We start from the raw sequence: 15919 nt of genomic DNA, 5'->3' as shown, positions 1-15919 counted from the left end.
ATCAATAGTTTCCCCATTTGATATATGTCTCCAAATCTTTATCTCCTCTTCCGGATAGGTTAACAACTACCACCTCGTTTTCTGAAAATTGTCGGTTTCCAAAAACAGCTAGTGCATGGGCTGTTTCTACAGCAGGGATAATTCCTTCCAACTTGCTCAATTCTACTCCGGCAATCATGGCTTCTTCATCAGTGATTCCAAAAAATTCGGCTCTGCCTGATTCAAAAAGATGTGCATGAATGGGACCTATCCCAGGATAGTCCAGCCCCGCTGAAATGCTATACGGTTCAACAACCTGTCCATCTTCTGTCTGCATCAAAATGGTTTTACTTCCATGCAGAACACCTGACTTACCCAATGTGGTTGTAGCTGCAGACTTTCCGGAGGAGATGCCCAAACCTGCTGCTTCTGCAGCGATCAGGTTGACCGATTCATCTTGTAAGAAGTGATAGAAAGCTCCGGCAGCATTGCTGCCACCACCTACACATGCAATAATGTGGTCAGGGCTATTTCGTCCCTCTACCTCCTGCAATTGGTCTTTCATTTCAGTGCTTATAACCGATTGAAATCTCGCTACCATATCCGGGTAAGGATGTGGGCCTACAACCGAGCCTATGATATAATGTGTGTCAGTTGGGTTATTTATCCAGTGACGCATCGCCTCATTGGTTGCATCCTTCAGCGTTTTGCTACCTGAAGTAGCTGGTCGAACCTTTGCTCCCAATATTTTCATTCGCTCGACATTAGGTTTTTGCCTGGCCATATCTATTTCGCCCATATACACCACACACTCCATTCCCATTAATGCACAAACCGTAGCTGTAGCAACTCCATGCTGCCCCGCTCCTGTTTCAGCAATGATCTTCGATTTACCCAATCGCCTTGCGAGTAAAATCTGCCCAATGGTATTATTGACTTTATGAGCCCCAGTGTGGCATAAATCCTCTCGTTTAAGGTAGATCTTCGTTTTGTATTTCTGTGAAAGCCTTTCAGCATAGTAGAGGGGTGTAGGTCTGCCTACATAGGTTTTTAGCAAGTGCTCAAACTCATTGTTAAAATCAGTTGACGCTATTATTTCCAAATAGTTTTCTCTCAACTCCTCCACATTTGGATACAGCATTTCCGGAATGTATGCTCCACCAAAATTCCCATAGTAGCCTTTATCGTTTACACTGAATTTCATAATGCCGCTTTTAACTCTCTTAATTTGTCCAGGTCTTTTAACCCTGGCTCTATTTCAAACTGACTATTAACATCAATACCCGCTAATTGGGGGATGTTCATCATTTTTATATTTTCGATATCCTTCAGCTGGACACCTCCACTTAAAAGAAATGGTATATCCAGATTATAATTATTGAGAATATTCCAATCAAAGTGACGCCCTGATCCACCGTAATTAATTGAAGCGGTATCAAATAAGAAATAATCTGCGATTCCTTTATAGTTCTTCGCGTAAAAAGGAATCGCATCCATTACCCGAAAGACCTTAATTATTTTTAATCCACGCTCCTTCAATGCGTTGGCAAATGAAAGGTCCTCATCTCCGTGCAATTGAATATATTTCAATCCATATTTATCTGCTAATGCAACGATTCGTTCGATCGTTTCATTCACAAAAACACCCACCTTTCGAATGCTCAAAGGAATTCGCATAATGAAGTCTTCATCGATTTCACTAACAAAGCGTGGGGACTTTGAATAAAAAATAAATCCAATAAAATCAGGCTTAAGGTCAAGTAAACCCTGAATGTTTTCAGGATCTCTCATGCCGCATACTTTCAGCTTTAGTTCACTCATACTAATTGCTTTATAAATTCTTTTGCAGCCCGCTCAGGTCTGCCGTTTTTCATAAAAGTCTCTCCCATGAGAAACCCCTGATAACCACAAGCTTTTAAATCCTTAATTGTTTGTGGTTCTGATAATCCACTTTCAGAAACTTTCAGAAACTCCGAAGGAATTTTATCCGCTAAATCAAAGGATGTCTTCACAACTGTTTTAAAAGTTTTTAGGTCCCGATTGTTTACTCCAATTAAATTGACCTTTTCCGATATGGAATTGATCAACTCCTTTTCGTCATGAACCTCAAGCAGTACCTGCATCCCCAAACTCTGCGCCAGACCTCCTAGTTTTTCGATCTCTTTTTTATCTAACACTGAAGCAATTAATAGAATAACATCCGCTCCTAGAGACTTAGCTTCGATCACCTGATACTCATCGATCATGAAATCTTTTCTAAGAATAGGGCAGAAATTAAACGACCTGGCAACTTTAAGGTCTTCAGCAGAACCTCCGAAATAGTGATTATCTGTCAGTATTGACAACCCGGAAGCTCCTGCCTGCATATAACCTATGGATGTACGTTCGATAGATACATGCTCATTTATAATTCCTTTAGATGGTGATTTGCGCTTGATTTCCGCTATTACTCCTGACTTATCGGGTCTTTTAAGGTACTTAATTAAGGAAACAGGTTCTCCTTCAAAAAAAACACTTTTCTCGAGTAACTTGATTGGGTAAAGTTCTTTCTGAGCCTTTACTTCTTTTTTCTTATTTGCTATTATTTCTGAAAGAATATCCATTAACTATTCACCCTTAAAAAGTTTTTAAATGATTTAAATGCAGCTCCACTAGCCAGTGACTCTCTTGCTTTTTTAATCCCCTGCTCGTAGTTCGATTGCAAAGTGGTGGCTATCGCTAATCCAGCGTTAACAAGAACTGCCGCATTTTGCGCTTCCGTGCCTTTGCCATCAAGTATGTTCGAAAAGATCACCGCTGAATCTTCGATCGTTTCTCCTCCATGTAATTGATCTTGACTTAATGAGTTAAACCCTAGCGATTTAGGGGACACTAACTCTTCTTTGCTATTTGATATGATCTTAAAATCGCTAGTAAGAGAAACTTCATCATACCCATCCAGAGAATGCACTATTGAAAAATGCTTGTTTGTATTTTGGTAGAGGTAACCATACAATCGTGCCAATTCCAGATTAAATACTCCAACCAATTGATTAGGTGGAAATGATGGATTAACCATTGGCCCCAGCATATTAAAGAAGGTCTTAACTCCCAGTTCCTTTCTGATGGGAGCCACATTTTTCATGGCAGGATGAAACAATGGGGCATGCATAAAGCAAATTCCAGACTCATCAATCGATCTTTTCATTTGATCTGCATCTCCTGAAAATTTGACACCTAAATACTCCAATACATTGGACGACCCACTTACTGATGAAACTCCATAATTTCCATGTTTAGCAACATTTACTTCTGCTCCGGCTACAATAAATGATGAAATGGTAGAAATGTTGAATGTATTCTTACCATCACCTCCTGTTCCACATACATCAATTGCATTATATCCTTCCAAATCCACAGCATTACACAGTTCAAGCATGGCATCTCTAAAACCTTCCAGTTCTTCTACTCTAATTGCCCTCATCAGGTAAACCGTCAAAAATGCTGCTATTTGACTGTTATTGTACTGTCCTGTTGCAAGACCTGTCAGCACCTCCTTAGCCTCCGCTCTGGAGAGCGTATGATTATTGATCAATCTGTTTAGTATATCCTTCATAATGAGATCCAATTTTTGATCAGGTCTTTGCCATATTCTGTCATGATGGATTCCGGATGGAATTGAACGCCTCTTACATTAAATTCTCTATGCTTTACCGACATTACATTCCCATTCTCAGCTACACTGGTTACTATCAGTGTTTCCGGTATACTGCTTTTCTCTATCACCCATGAGTGGTATCTACATACATTAAATGATGAGGGGAGACCTTTAAATAAATCATCTTCCTCAATTAACGATATTGGGGTCACCATGCCATGATATACCTGAGGTAAATTCAGCAATTTTGCTCCAAAAGCTTCGCCTACCCCCTGATGCCCAAGGCAGACACCTAAAATATTTTTAGTTGCCGCATATCTCTTAATAACATCAGGCATGAATCCGGCCTGACTGGGAACTCCCGGTCCGGGTGACAAAAGAATATGCTCAAAATCTTCAACCTCATCCAGTTCAAATTCATCGTTCTGAACGATCTTCATGGATTCATTCAAGCCTAATTCCCTAAGTATGTGCACCAAGTTATAAGTGAAGGAATCGTAATTATCTATAACCAATACCTTTTTCATAATTTCTCAGCCTCCTTTATCGCATGCTCCAATGCTCCCACTTTATTGTAAACTTCCTGCAACTCGTTTTCCGGTATGGATTGAGCAACTACCCCTGCTCCTGCCTGGAATTTGAGTGAATTGTTTTTACTTAAGAAACTCCTGATCATAATGGCATGATTAAAGTTTCCTTTAAAATCCATGAACCCTACGGCACCTCCATAAAATCCTCTTGGTGTATTTTCATTTTGCTGTATGATTTCCATTGCACGTATCTTGGGAGCACCCGAAAGGGTGCCTGCAGGGAAAGTTTCAGCAACAATATCCATAAAAGAAGCTCCCTTTTTTATCTCTCCGGTTACTTTGGAGACAAGGTGTATGACATGGGAATAGTACTGTACCTCTTTGTAGGTATCAACGGTTACATTATCACAACTTCTACTCAAATCATTTCGTGCTAAATCAACGAGCATGACATGCTCAGAGTCTTCCTTTGGATCCTCTAATAATTGGCTGGCTAGTAAGGAGTCTGCCTGATCATCACCCGTTCTTTTAAAGGTTCCTGCTATCGGGTGAATTTCTGCCTTTCCGTCTTTTAAAACTATCTGTGCCTCAGGTGAAGAGCCGAATAAGCGAAAGCCCCCATAATCAAAATAAAAAAGGTAGGGTGAAGGATTAACAGATCTAAGTGCTCGGTAGACCTGAAATTCATCGCCTTGAAAAGGAATTTGAAAATTACGTGAAAGCACCACCTGAAACACATCCCCAATGTGACAGTGATGTATTCCCTGCTTAACAATTTCCAGGTATTGACCATCCGTCTTGTTTGAGACTTTTTCACCGTTGGTACGAAATGGGTAACCTGGGATATTCCGCTGTTGAATCAATTCGATTACCTCTTCAAACAAAGAATCATCAGGCTTATCTGTAAATGATTCAATGATGTGACACTCGTTCTTAAAATGATCAAGCGCAATGATGAACTGAAACAAATGATATTGAGCTAAGGGGATAGAACCATCTACCTCGGAATCAATATGTTCAAATTTTGCTTTGGCATCATAAGAGAAGTAGCCAAATAGCCCCGATTTGATATATCCTTCATAATGATCTGACTCGAACGAATGTGTGAAGGATTCTACTTCAACTTTCAAATCTTTCAATGGGTACCTATCAGGTTCCTTTCCTGGCATCTTCCTTTCAACCATATCTGCTTTTGCACACATATAAGCGATTGGGGAGCAACAGATATAGGAAAAGCTATTTTCCGAACCGTGATAGTCGGAACTTTCCAACAAAAAAGAATTCGCAAACCGGTCACGTAATTTCAAGTAAATACTCACCGGAGTGATGGTATCTGCCAAAATCTTACGTTCTCGTGTATTTATTTTCAGTTTACTCATGGTCTTAAAACAAAAAAACCCTGACGAATCTGTCAGGGTTTATATATTTTCTAAACACAGCAGTAGCTCGTCAACAATCAAAATTGCTTACATGCCACCACCAATATTTATTTACTGTCTTCATTTTATGATCGCTAAGCTAATTGTATTTAGTTTTAAAAAGCAATAGAGATTTAAAATTTCTAAACTTTTTTTCAACCAGTCGTGTAAGTCATTCATAGGATTAATGAATTTGAACTAAATTTCCGCCATGTTATCGAATGAAGAACAAATAAGTATTCTGGCGCATCTTTCTAAAGCTGACAATGTAGTTGCGGAGGAGGAATATAGATTGATCATGTTTATCGCCGATGGGTTGGGTGTTTCAGAAGAAAAAACTGCTGAAATAGTTAATAACCCACGCCCTATTCCGAAGCTTAAGGATTTACCGCCTGATGAAAAATTCAATTACTTGTTTAACATCATCAGAATGATGAAAGCTGATGGAAAAGTCCATTCGAACGAAATCAAGTTTTGCGAAAAACTGGCTTTAAATTTGGGATATAAGCCGGGTGTGATCGCTGACCTTTCTGCCTACATATATAAAGATCCAAGTATCAATTCAAACAAAAACTTCTTGCGATCAATTGCTGATCAGCATCTAATCCCAATGAATGAACAGGATTAAAAGAATACTAACTCTTTTCTTCTTATTGGTAAGTGTATGGAGCTGGGGACAAAATCTTCCTGATCAGGTTGATTACTTCATCGAGTCTACTGATGAATTCATACAGCTTGATGGTAAGTTGGACGAACCTGTTTGGAAGAAACTCCCTAAAGCTGGTGGCTTTTATCAAACCTTTCCTACTGATGATCAGCCGGCACTTGACAGCACCCAATTCATGATTACTTATACAGATAAGGCAATCATTATTGGTGTGATCTGTTATGATTACCTGGATGGGGATTACATTTCTACTACCAGAAGAAGAGACTTTGGGTGGAGTAATAATGATAATGTAGGAGTCTACCTCGATCCATATAATGACAAAACCAATGGGTTTTCCTTTCAGGTTACTCCCAATAATGTGCAGCGTGAAGGTTTAGTCCTTTTAGGTGGCGATGTACGAGACGATTGGGACAATAAGTGGTTTAGTGCTGTTTACAAAGGAGATAATTTCTGGTCCGTTGAAATTTCAATTCCTTTTAAAACCATACGCTATAACAACGTAAATCAATGGAACCTACAAGTGCTTAGAAATAACCTTAAGCGAAATGAACGAACGGCATGGATACAGGTACCTCAGGGATACCGAATGAGTAACATGACTTTTTCAGGAAGATTAAATTGGGATCAATCGCCAGAACCAGCCGGACCCAATGTAACCTTAATTCCTTACGTAGCTTCAAGTGCCGGAAGAAATCACGAAGAGGGAGAACCAACAGAATATAAACTTGATGCCGGATTCGATGCAAAAGTGGCTGTTTCGAGTTCGCTAAATCTAGACCTAACATTCAACCCTGATTTTTCTCAAGTCGAGGTAGATCAACAGGTTACCAACCTGCAACGATTTGAGTTATTCTTCCCTGAACGTAGGCAGTTCTTTCTGGAAAATCAAGACCTATTTGCTGATGGTGGGTTTTTCAGGAGCAGGCCTTTCTTTTCCCGTCGAATTGGCATTCAGGGTTCCGGAGAAACCAGAAGAAACGTTCCGATTATAGCAGGTGCACGCTTAAGCGGAAAGATAGGCAGCAAATGGCGAGTAGGAGCTTTAAATATGGTGACCAATCGGGATGAAACCTCAAAAGAACTTTCACCGGCTCAAAACTATTCGGTAGCTGTTTTAGAGCGACAGATCTTTGGCCGGTCTCGATTGAGTGCAATCTTTGTCGGCAGAAACAACCTGGGCAATTCCGCAGTGGAATACGATTCTATAAGATTAGCTTCCACAGGTGAATTAAGGGATGAGTTTGGTAACGAAATTGCTGCAGAAGACACCCTTATTACCTTGAGTGAATACAACTATGTATATGGCCTGGATTATAATCTCGCTACAGTAGACAACAGTTGGGAAGGCGATTTTTTCTATCATCGATCTTCAGACCCCAATGTAAGTTCTGATGAAAAATATGCGACCGGAGCATTCTTGAGATATCAGAAGCCTACATTTGGTGCAAGAGTAAACTTTCAACGCATCGGTGAGAATCACAATGCGGAAGTAGGATTCGTACCAAGAACTGGTGTATCTAATTATGGGGCGGGAACAGAGTTTAATATTTTCCCTAAAGAGGGCAGCACCATTCAACGTCATGGTGCCTCGTTCGATTTTGGAGGAGTACTTACAAATGAATGGGAAAGGCTGGATAATGACGCTGGTGTAGAGTACCGTTTTTCGTTTCTAAACACATCTTATCTTGAAGTAGGCTCAAACTGGAACTATGTGTCACTAACTTCTTCTTTTGATCCTTCCAGATCTGATGGTGTTGAGTTGGAGGAAAATACCACGCATGATTGGTATAGGTATCGTATTTTTTATCGATCGGATAGAAGAAAAAACTTTATAGTTCGTGGGTCTATTAGCAATGGAGGTTTTTTTAACGGAAGACGATTTAACGCTGAATTAGGTTTGACATTCCGAATGCCTCCTTTGATGCAAATCGAGCTTAATGGAGAATACAACAAGGTAAATCTACCGGATCCTTACAGTGACGCTGACTTATATCTTATAGGGCCCAGGTTTGACCTGACATTGAGTAACAATGTGTTTTTTACCACATTTATTCAATACAACTCTCAAAGTGAAAATCTTGGTCATAATTCACGGTTTCAGTGGAGATTTAAACCAGTCTCTGATGTCTTCCTGGTATACACGGATAACTACATCACCGATGGGTTTCAAACAAGGAACCGAGCCATCGTATTTAAAATCAACTATTGGTTAAATCTTTAAGCTAAGCGCCATTTGCCAGATTTTGCTGTTCCCGAATCTTTTTTATTTTGGGATTCATTATGCTAAACCAAAGCGGTGGTACCGAGGCTAAAATCATCATTCCTGGGTAGCCTGTGGGCATTTGTGGGCTATCATCTATGTGTCTAAGTATTTGATATTTCCTGCTGGCAATGTAATGATGATCTGAATGTCTGGATAGCTCGAAAAGTATGATTCTTCCCAATTTATGATCAGAATTCCATGAATGATGTGGCATTACACGCTCATACCTCTCCCCTTTTTTATCACGCTCCAGACCATAATGCTCAATGTAATTGACTGTCTCAAGGAGCAAAAATCCCATTATGGCTGCCAGCACAAAATAACCTAAAACAGTCCACCCAAAATAAAGTCCTATTGCTACGATCAAGGCGATTTGAATGAGCTGAAACTGAATCATCTCATTCCTAAAGGAAATGATTGATTCCCCCTTTTTCTTTAGTCTTTCAGCTTCCAACTTCCATGCAGATAGGTAAGTGAAGACCACCGAGCGAATCCAAAAACCATACAGCATCTCTCCATATCTCGCGGATGAAGGATCTTCGCGTGTACTCACATTTTTATGATGACCCCTGTTATGCTCTATGAAAAAATGCATGTAAAGAGAAGTCATAAGTAACAGTTTAGCCATGAATTGCTCATACCATTTGCTCCTGTGACCTAACTCATGTGCCACGTTTATTCCAATGACACCACATAGCAATCCCATGGCAGTTGTTCTGCCTATTTTATCGGCAAGGGTTAGACCTTCTTCTTGCATTGCAAAAAGAAACACGCCTAATAGTCCAAGCTGTATTGGCACCATGATGTAGAGCTGCCAATCATAAATCGGGTCATCCTTACGAAGCTCTTCCTTCTCAGAGGTAAGATTAGTCGGATTCGCCTTGTAGGCCAACTCCAGCAGTGGAACGAATACAAATGATTCTACCAGCGGCAAATAAGTAACCCAACCATGGGATATAAAACTTACATATGCCAGTATTGGCAACACCAATACATTTAAGTATCTAAGCGCATATAGTTTCTTGCTATTCCACATTTTTATTTCCACCTAAAGAAATCATATATCCTACTGTAAAGCCCACCGCCCAATGATTGGACAAGTCAGGTCTCTCGGTAGTTAAATCCCCAGGGTCAATAAAATTACTGAAACTATAGCTAAAAAATCCTTCCAGTTGGAAGGTGCCAATGGACAAATCTCTAAACATACCGCCTCCTAATCTGGCACCATATCCAATATCACGATCTCTACCCGCTCTGTATGTATAAAAGTCAGCCCCACCCATATTATTCAATTGAGGCACTGGATCTAAGTCTGTGTTCAACAAAAACTCGGTATAAAATCCTGCTGAAATGAAATATTTGTTCCTATCCCCAAAATACCCGAATCCCTCAAGTGGAATTTCCAGGTAATTCATTCGGGCCGTATAGGAAGGTTCGTCCGTTAAAAATGTCTGACGCCACCCTTTTTGGACATAGTTTGCACCAATTTGGATTCCCGAATTCAGGAAAGTATTCGCAGCTTTAGGTAAATACTTAACAAACACACCACTACTTGTCCCCGGCAGGAATGTTGTATTCACATTCAGGTTAAAAATGGTGTGTTCAATAAATGCTGACGAAGCATGGCCCCCTGCCTTCACCCCTACATACGTCTTTTGTGCGATCCCTACATTAACAATCAATGCAAAGCAGACCAGCCATATCAATCTCATTAATTACTTCTTTTTAGATTTCTTCTTTTCAGCTACCTGATTCGATTTCTTATTTGCACTTTTAGGTCTGGAAACTCCGTACGTACCTTTAGAAATCTTTCCTCTTCTGGTTTTGATATCTCCTTTTCCCATAATTGTATTTTTTTCCAAAAATAAAATAATCATGGATATGCTCAATGGAAATGATTATCCTTGAAGCTAATTCAAAATCAAATGGATCAACCTTTTATCACAAATGATGCCGTAATTTTTGGTATCCTTATGTTAATGCTAGGTGGAGTGTTTTATACTTCTGCACTAGATCACCCATTCTGGAAAAAGTTTTATACGTACGTGCCGGCACTGCTGGTATGCTACTTTCTTCCCTCTCTTTTAAAAGCTGTGGGTTTGATTGATCCATCAAAATCTAACCTTTACTTTGTCGCATCCAGGTATTTGCTACCGGCAAGTTTAGTGCTATTAACGATCAGTGTAGACCTCAAGGAGATTGCCAAACTTGGATCTAAAGCCGTGATCATGTTTGTGACCGGTACAGTGGGTATTATGATTGGTGGTCCATTGACGATCATGATATTTTCACAGATTGCACCAGATTTGGTTGGTGGCGTTGCTCCAAATGAAGTATGGCGTGGGATGACCACTATTGCAGGTTCATGGATAGGTGGAGGAGCCAATCAAGCGACTATGAAAGAAGTATTTGAGGTGAGTGACGAGTTGTTTTCTACAATGGTGACAGTTGATATTATTGTTGGAAATGCCTGGCTCGGAATACTGATTGCAGGAGTGGCTGTAACTAAATTAATTGATCGTAAGCTCAAAGCGGACTCTTCTGCAATAGAAGCCTTGAAAACAAAAATGGAGGACTATCAGGCAAGTGTCGCAAAGATTCCAAACCTTACGGATCTGATGAAAGTACTCATGCTGGGTTTTGCCTGTACAGGGTTTGCTCATTTTTGCTCAGACCTGATTGTGCCTTTTCTTAAGGAGTTTCCTAAACTCGAACAATACAGCCTGACTTCAGGGTTTTTCTGGCTCGTGGTAATAGCAACAACTTTGGGCGTCATTCTATCATTCACAAAGGCCCGACAGCTAGAGGGCGTGGGTGCTTCACGCATTGGACGAGCCTTCATTTACATTTTGGTGGCAACCATAGGAATGAATATGGACATCCTGGCAATCTTCTCCAATCCCGGGTACTTCTTTCTGGGCATTACCTGGATTCTATTTCACGTTTTGCTACTGGCAATTGTAGCTAAGCTGATAAAAGCTCCGTATTTCTTCATTGCTGTGGGTAGTACAGCAAATGTAGGAGGCGCGGCATCAGCTCCAGTTATAGCAACTGAGTTTCATCCCTCATTAGCACCTGTAGGCGTACTCATGGCGGTGTTGGGGTATGTTCTTGGAACCTATGGGGCATATCTATGTGGTTTGATGATGCAAGCAGTGGCGGGGTAAATACGGAATCATAAGCTTTGAGTCGCCGCTAACTTGTCATTTCGACTGAAAGGAGAAATCTTTACTTTTTAAGAGATTCTTCGCTGCGCTCAGAATGACACTCAAAAAAATGAAGCAACATCACATAGGCATTAGTGTTAAAGCACCTTTCTACACGCTCAATGAGTTAACAGAAAAAACGCAACGTATATGGTTGGTCTTTCATGGATATGGACAATTGGCCGAGTTTTTCATTAAGAAATTTGAAGCGCTAGACCCGGAAAAAAACTTCATTATTGCCCCTCAAGGACTTTCTAAGTACTACCTGGATGGAGTATACGGACGTGTCGGAGCTTCATGGATGACGAAGGAAGATCGTTTGACCGAAATTGAAAACCAATATTCCTATATAGATGAAGTCCTGGCGCAATATGACCTGAAAGGAAGAGAACTTATTTATTTTGGATTTTCACAAGGCACAGCTACGATGGGGAGGTATGCTGCACATGCCAAAATCTCTTTTGATCAAATGATCATCTGGGCAGGCACCTTCCCTCCTGATACAAATCCAGAAGACTGGAGCTTTTTAACTGGTAAAGAAGGTATTCACTACTATACCAGCAAGGAAGACATCTACTTTAAAGAAGAAATGATTCCTAAACAAAATGAGGTAGTGAAAAAAGCCATCGAAAGACAACCAGAATTGCATTGGTATGATGGGGGTCATCGGGTGATTCCGGAGATTGTAGGAAAGTTGTAAGATCTATTCCATCCCTTTATACAACTAGTCGGCCCTTCAAAGTATGAATAATCACCTTAAAAGAAAGCCTAGTCAAATGCTGGAAATTATTTCCTAATTTTCTATTCATGAAAAAAGCATTAGTTCTACTCCTACTCTTCCCTACAATTTCATTCGCTCAACACGAAAAAAAGATCAAAGAAATCTATGATGAAGCATTGACCAACGGTCGTGTATACGAAGACCTGCGGGTGCTTTGCAAGGAAATTGGGAACAGGCTGTCAGGTTCACCAGAAGCAGCTGCTGCCGTAGAATACACCAAGCAACTCATGGAATCGTATGGATTTGATACAGTGTATTTACAACCTGTTATGGTCCCTCATTGGGTGCGAGGCAAGAAAGAGGTAGTGCGAGCTCTCAATTCTGGTAAACACGGAACGTTTGAAATGAACGCTCTTGCACTGGGTAACTCTGTTGGCACAGGTCCTGCAGGAGTCCTGGCAGAGGTCATCGAAGTGAGTGGCATTGACGAGGTGAATGAGTTGGGAAAGAAAATTGAAGGCAAAATCGTATTCTATAATGGCGCCATGGATCCAACCATCATAAATACGTTTGGTGCGTATGGTGGAGCAGTGGTTCAACGTGCTTCCGGAGCTTCAGAAGCGGCTAAATATGGTGCTAAAGCTATTATCATTCGATCCGTTACGAATAGAAAGGATGATATTCCGCACACGGGATCGCTTAGGTACAAGGCTTTGATTAATCAAATACCTGCCGTAGCAATCAGCACCAATGATGCCGACCGACTCAGTCGCATTTTAAAAGAACAAAAACTGAATGTTTACATAGAAACGCATTGCCAACAGCTGCCTGATGTGCTTTCCTATAATGTAATAGGCGAACTGCGAGGCTCGGAATTTCCGGATGAAATCATTGCCGTGGGCGGCCACCTGGACTCATGGGATGTGGGTGAAGGTGCCCATGATGACGGTAGTGGTTGCATGCAGGCGATAGAAGCACTACGACTATTCAAAGTGCTGGGAATAACTCCAAAACGGACACTCAGGGCAGTGATGTGGATGAACGAAGAAAATGGCTTGAGAGGTGGAAGAGCATACGCACGGGTGGCCAAAGAAAAAGGTGAAAAACACATTGCAGCGCTGGAGTCTGATTCCGGCGGATTTCAGCCGCTGGGATTCTCTACTTCCGGTACAGATGAGCAACGTGCACAAATCAAAGCCTGGAGAGACTACTTCCTCCCCTATCGAGTTTGGGACTTTGACCAAAACGGAGGAGGGGCTGACATTGGACCTTTAAGGTCACATGGAACGCTGCTGATTGGCTTAAGACCCAGCACTCAGAAGTACTTCATCTACCATCACACCCCTGCGGATGTATTTGAGGCAGTGGATCAGCGCGAACTTGAGTTAGGTGCGGCAAGTATGAGCGCCATGATGTACCTATTGGATCAGGAAGGATTGAAGTAGAAACGGTATATTTGATATAGACCTAATAATTAGAGGTGGCGTTTATATCCGACAACAAATGCTTACAAACGATTAATAATTGGATTTGTGATTGTAAATCAGTTGATTAGGGAAATAGCATCTCCAAAAATATAAGAAAAATAAGGTGCACTGAGTGCACTTTACAATATGTTGTGAGGCATTACCGAGTAGCAAAAAGAGCAGCGTAACTAACATCTGAACAATGAGGAACTTTAAGGAACGGAAGAAACGATCGATTTTTACTAGAATTCTGGGGGTAGTCCTTGGCTTCTTGGAACTAATAGAGAATACTCTGGATTCAGTGACCATAACGCTAGAACTGAGGAACGAAGGAGAAAGACATTATTTGATAGATAGAAATGGATGTCTTAAAGTGTGTAGCTGACATCTGCGGGTTCCCAATAATTTACAATCGGGAAAATAAATCTCCCATAAAGATTCTGGAGGATTGCGGGTATTATCAACTGCACGCTGAAATTACTATAGACAAGATTTTAGAGTACTTAAACGAAAGACCTAGTCTAATTGACGATTGGCTTCAATATTCTGATGACATAAGATGGAGCCCTGTATGGTCGTTCGGATCAGCTCGAAAACATGGATGGACGGTGAAGTACTTTGACCGAAACGGACTCGTAGAAACTCGAACTTTTGATAACAAGTTTGAAGCATGTGCATCGATGATAAAGCTTACTGTAGAAGAAATAAGAAAATAAAATACGCCTCACAACAATATGTATGAGGCATATGCTTGCGTGCATTCTGCATGCCGCACCTGAACTCGACCGTGAGTCAGCCGCCGAGAAAGTTTTGTGCTGTTTGGAGACTTCAGTTAGAGGGATTTTTTCACTTGTGGAACGCACTGCTTTCTACAAACTTTGGAAGCACCGGCAGACTTCACTATTTTACAGTTATTAGCCAAGTGTGAGCACACGCCTCATACATGGGCGTTGTGGCGCATAGACTGCATTACGAATGAACATTCACATTGGAGATAATAACGAATACCTTGAACTCGGAGACATTGTAACTGAAGGGGAAGGCAGAGGCTATACTCCAACCGATTCTGACTTTCTTCTGGCAACAATCAAACTTCAACTAACAGGAATCAACACCAATATTAGAGCAACCTTTATGAAGGGTGAACTGAACCAGTTTTTGACAGATCTTCAAAAGCTATATGATACTCTAAAATATGAATTCGTACTATCCAACCTAGAGGACAATATTGAAGTTAGTTTCAGCCCAACTCCAAACGGCCAAATTGAATTAAAAGGATGCTTGCGAACTCAAGATTATAAGTCATCTGTCAACTTTGAATTAACAACTGACCAGACGTTCATACCGAAAGTAATCAACCAGCTCAGGTCAACTTTGGAACAACTGGAAAACACTGTATAACTCACCAAAATGAACATTGAATTATCTAATGAGGAAGCCCTTGTTCTCTTTGAACTTTTATCAAGAATATCGAACGCTGACACGAAGCTAGATTTTGTAGATCAAGCTGAACAACGAGTTTTGTGGAACTTAGAAGCTGAACTCGAAAAACAACTTACTGTACCACTTTTGACCAACTATAAAGAACAACTTGAAGCTGCAAGAAATGAGCTGAGGGATAAGTAAAACACGCCACAACCATTCCATTCCAACCCATCCTATAAGAATTTCTGCTATAAACGTCTCCACATCCCTCTACTCATCTCTATGCGAACTAATTAATGACTTAGAATTGTTGAGTCTATCAAATTGATAGTTCGTATTCATTTTCACCTATAAACTCAACCAATGAAAATAGCAGTTACATCAGCCAACGGTCAACTTGGTTTGTCCATTATCAAACAACTAATCGTAGAAAATGGTAGCGAAAATGTAATCGGGATTGCACGCGCTCCGGAGAAGGCAGAACCCCCATCGTTCGGAGCTATATAGCCTGAGAGGTCGTGACGTGACAATGGGAACGTTTGTATCAACAGCCGGTCTGTAAAAACTTCAAAATCTACGTATCACCGAATGAAAATACTGGGAA

At 40.7% G+C, this 15919-nt stretch carries 18 protein-coding genes; 9 read left to right on the top strand and 9 right to left on the bottom strand.

Annotation, left to right across the window (positions count from 1 at the left end; translation table 11 throughout):
* Position 1 precedes the first annotated feature (1 nt).
* The 6 genes from trpB to ACO05G_RS04440 are packed head-to-tail and all read right to left on the bottom strand — an operon-like array spanning position 2 to position 5525.
* Positions 2–1183, bottom strand: coding sequence for a tryptophan synthase subunit beta (gene trpB / locus ACO05G_RS04465; RefSeq protein ID WP_421764874.1), 1182 nt, complete (start codon positions 1181–1183; stop codon positions 2–4).
* Positions 1180–1800 (bottom strand): phosphoribosylanthranilate isomerase, encoded by a 621-nt coding sequence (locus tag ACO05G_RS04460; protein ID WP_421764873.1) that lies wholly within the window; start codon positions 1798–1800, stop codon positions 1180–1182. The genes trpB and ACO05G_RS04460 overlap by 4 nt, the downstream gene beginning before the upstream one ends.
* Positions 1797–2582 carry an indole-3-glycerol phosphate synthase TrpC gene (gene trpC, locus ACO05G_RS04455; protein WP_421764872.1) on the bottom strand — a complete coding sequence of 262 codons (786 nt, stop codon included), beginning with the start codon at positions 2580–2582 and terminating at the stop codon, positions 1797–1799. Before trpC ends, ACO05G_RS04460 begins: the two co-directional genes overlap by 4 nt.
* Positions 2582–3574, bottom strand: coding sequence for an anthranilate phosphoribosyltransferase (gene trpD / locus ACO05G_RS04450; protein WP_421764871.1), 993 nt, complete (start codon positions 3572–3574; stop codon positions 2582–2584). Before trpD ends, trpC begins: the two co-directional genes overlap by 1 nt.
* Positions 3571–4143 carry an anthranilate synthase component II gene (locus tag ACO05G_RS04445; RefSeq protein WP_421764870.1) on the bottom strand — a complete coding sequence of 191 codons (573 nt, stop codon included), beginning with the start codon at positions 4141–4143 and terminating at the stop codon, positions 3571–3573. Before ACO05G_RS04445 ends, trpD begins: the two co-directional genes overlap by 4 nt.
* Positions 4140–5525, bottom strand: coding sequence for an anthranilate synthase component I family protein (locus ACO05G_RS04440; protein ID WP_421764869.1), 1386 nt, complete (start codon positions 5523–5525; stop codon positions 4140–4142). The genes ACO05G_RS04445 and ACO05G_RS04440 overlap by 4 nt, the downstream gene beginning before the upstream one ends.
* A 250-nt stretch (positions 5526–5775) precedes the next feature.
* Between ACO05G_RS04440 and ACO05G_RS04435 the strand changes: the two genes are divergently transcribed.
* A complete protein-coding gene (locus ACO05G_RS04435) occupies positions 5776–6192 on the top strand; it encodes a TerB family tellurite resistance protein (RefSeq protein ID WP_348285077.1) in 417 nt (138 codons plus the stop codon).
* Entirely contained in the window at positions 6179–8455 is a 2277-nt protein-coding gene (locus tag ACO05G_RS04430) for a DUF5916 domain-containing protein (RefSeq protein WP_421764868.1), read from the top strand. The genes ACO05G_RS04435 and ACO05G_RS04430 overlap by 14 nt, the downstream gene beginning before the upstream one ends.
* A gap of 1 nt (position 8456) precedes the next feature.
* On the opposite strand, the gene ACO05G_RS04425 is transcribed toward ACO05G_RS04430, so the two are convergent.
* The 3 genes from ACO05G_RS04425 to ACO05G_RS04415 are packed head-to-tail and all read right to left on the bottom strand — an operon-like array spanning position 8457 to position 10341.
* A complete protein-coding gene (locus ACO05G_RS04425) occupies positions 8457–9545 on the bottom strand; it encodes an alkane 1-monooxygenase (protein ID WP_421764867.1) in 1089 nt (362 codons plus the stop codon).
* Positions 9523–10209: a hypothetical protein gene (locus ACO05G_RS04420; RefSeq protein WP_421764866.1), complete on the bottom strand. Its 687-nt coding sequence runs from the start codon at positions 10207–10209 to the stop codon at positions 9523–9525. Before ACO05G_RS04420 ends, ACO05G_RS04425 begins: the two co-directional genes overlap by 23 nt.
* 3 nt (positions 10210–10212) lie before the next feature.
* A complete protein-coding gene (locus ACO05G_RS04415) occupies positions 10213–10341 on the bottom strand; it encodes a 30S ribosomal protein THX (protein WP_348285073.1) in 129 nt (42 codons plus the stop codon).
* A gap of 81 nt (positions 10342–10422) precedes the next feature.
* Here ACO05G_RS04415 and ACO05G_RS04410 point away from each other — a divergent pair, with 81 nt between their 5' ends.
* The 7 genes from ACO05G_RS04410 (at position 10423) to ACO05G_RS04380 (ending at position 15822) form a co-directional block, all read left to right on the top strand.
* On the top strand, positions 10423–11664 hold the full coding sequence (locus tag ACO05G_RS04410; RefSeq protein WP_421764865.1) for a DUF819 domain-containing protein: 1242 nt from the start codon (positions 10423–10425) through the stop codon (positions 11662–11664).
* Between the two features lie 109 nt (positions 11665–11773).
* Positions 11774–12403 (top strand): alpha/beta hydrolase, encoded by a 630-nt coding sequence (locus ACO05G_RS04405; RefSeq protein WP_421764864.1) that lies wholly within the window; start codon positions 11774–11776, stop codon positions 12401–12403.
* A 107-nt stretch (positions 12404–12510) separates the two neighbouring features.
* Positions 12511–13869 (top strand): M20/M25/M40 family metallo-hydrolase, encoded by a 1359-nt coding sequence (locus ACO05G_RS04400; RefSeq protein ID WP_421764863.1) that lies wholly within the window; start codon positions 12511–12513, stop codon positions 13867–13869.
* Positions 13870–14249: 380 nt separating this feature from the next.
* Positions 14250–14606 (top strand): hypothetical protein, encoded by a 357-nt coding sequence (locus ACO05G_RS04395; RefSeq protein ID WP_421764862.1) that lies wholly within the window; start codon positions 14250–14252, stop codon positions 14604–14606.
* A gap of 259 nt (positions 14607–14865) precedes the next feature.
* Positions 14866–15291, top strand: coding sequence for a WapI family immunity protein (locus ACO05G_RS04390; protein ID WP_421764861.1), 426 nt, complete (start codon positions 14866–14868; stop codon positions 15289–15291).
* 9 nt (positions 15292–15300) lie between these two features.
* A complete protein-coding gene (locus ACO05G_RS04385; RefSeq protein ID WP_421764860.1) occupies positions 15301–15516 on the top strand; it encodes a hypothetical protein in 216 nt (71 codons plus the stop codon).
* Positions 15517–15678: 162 nt separating this feature from the next.
* Entirely contained in the window at positions 15679–15822 is a 144-nt protein-coding gene (locus ACO05G_RS04380; RefSeq protein WP_421764859.1) for a hypothetical protein, read from the top strand.
* The last annotated feature ends 97 nt before the right edge of the window (positions 15823–15919 follow it).

The organism is Ekhidna sp. (assembly GCF_965227465.1).
Classification (GTDB): Bacteria; Bacteroidota; Bacteroidia; order Cytophagales; family Cyclobacteriaceae; genus Ekhidna.
This window is presented reverse-complemented; position numbering and strand designations above follow the sequence as displayed.

Bases quoted from the DNA above. Each gene is read 5' to 3' on its own strand.
- trpB (WP_421764874.1), bottom strand. From the start codon at position 1,183: ATGAAATTCAGTGTAAACGATAAAGGCTACTATGGGAATTTTGGTGGA.
- ACO05G_RS04460 (WP_421764873.1), bottom strand. From the start codon at position 1,800: ATGAGTGAACTAAAGCTGAAAGTATGCGGCATGAGAGATCCTGAAAAC.
- trpC (WP_421764872.1), bottom strand. From the start codon at position 2,582: ATGGATATTCTTTCAGAAATAATAGCAAATAAGAAAAAAGAAGTAAAG.
- trpD (WP_421764871.1), bottom strand. From the start codon at position 3,574: ATGAAGGATATACTAAACAGATTGATCAATAATCATACGCTCTCCAGA.
- ACO05G_RS04445 (WP_421764870.1), bottom strand. From the start codon at position 4,143: ATGAAAAAGGTATTGGTTATAGATAATTACGATTCCTTCACTTATAAC.
- ACO05G_RS04440 (WP_421764869.1), bottom strand. From the start codon at position 5,525: ATGAGTAAACTGAAAATAAATACACGAGAACGTAAGATTTTGGCAGAT.
- ACO05G_RS04435 (WP_348285077.1), top strand. From the start codon at position 5,776: ATGTTATCGAATGAAGAACAAATAAGTATTCTGGCGCATCTTTCTAAA.
- ACO05G_RS04430 (WP_421764868.1), top strand. From the start codon at position 6,179: ATGAACAGGATTAAAAGAATACTAACTCTTTTCTTCTTATTGGTAAGT.
- ACO05G_RS04420 (WP_421764866.1), bottom strand. From the start codon at position 10,209: ATGAGATTGATATGGCTGGTCTGCTTTGCATTGATTGTTAATGTAGGG.
- ACO05G_RS04415 (WP_348285073.1), bottom strand. From the start codon at position 10,341: ATGGGAAAAGGAGATATCAAAACCAGAAGAGGAAAGATTTCTAAAGGT.
- ACO05G_RS04410 (WP_421764865.1), top strand. From the start codon at position 10,423: ATGGATCAACCTTTTATCACAAATGATGCCGTAATTTTTGGTATCCTT.
- ACO05G_RS04405 (WP_421764864.1), top strand. From the start codon at position 11,774: ATGAAGCAACATCACATAGGCATTAGTGTTAAAGCACCTTTCTACACG.
- ACO05G_RS04400 (WP_421764863.1), top strand. From the start codon at position 12,511: ATGAAAAAAGCATTAGTTCTACTCCTACTCTTCCCTACAATTTCATTC.
- ACO05G_RS04395 (WP_421764862.1), top strand. From the start codon at position 14,250: ATGGATGTCTTAAAGTGTGTAGCTGACATCTGCGGGTTCCCAATAATT.
- ACO05G_RS04390 (WP_421764861.1), top strand. From the start codon at position 14,866: ATGAACATTCACATTGGAGATAATAACGAATACCTTGAACTCGGAGAC.
- ACO05G_RS04385 (WP_421764860.1), top strand. From the start codon at position 15,301: ATGAACATTGAATTATCTAATGAGGAAGCCCTTGTTCTCTTTGAACTT.
- ACO05G_RS04380 (WP_421764859.1), top strand. From the start codon at position 15,679: ATGAAAATAGCAGTTACATCAGCCAACGGTCAACTTGGTTTGTCCATT.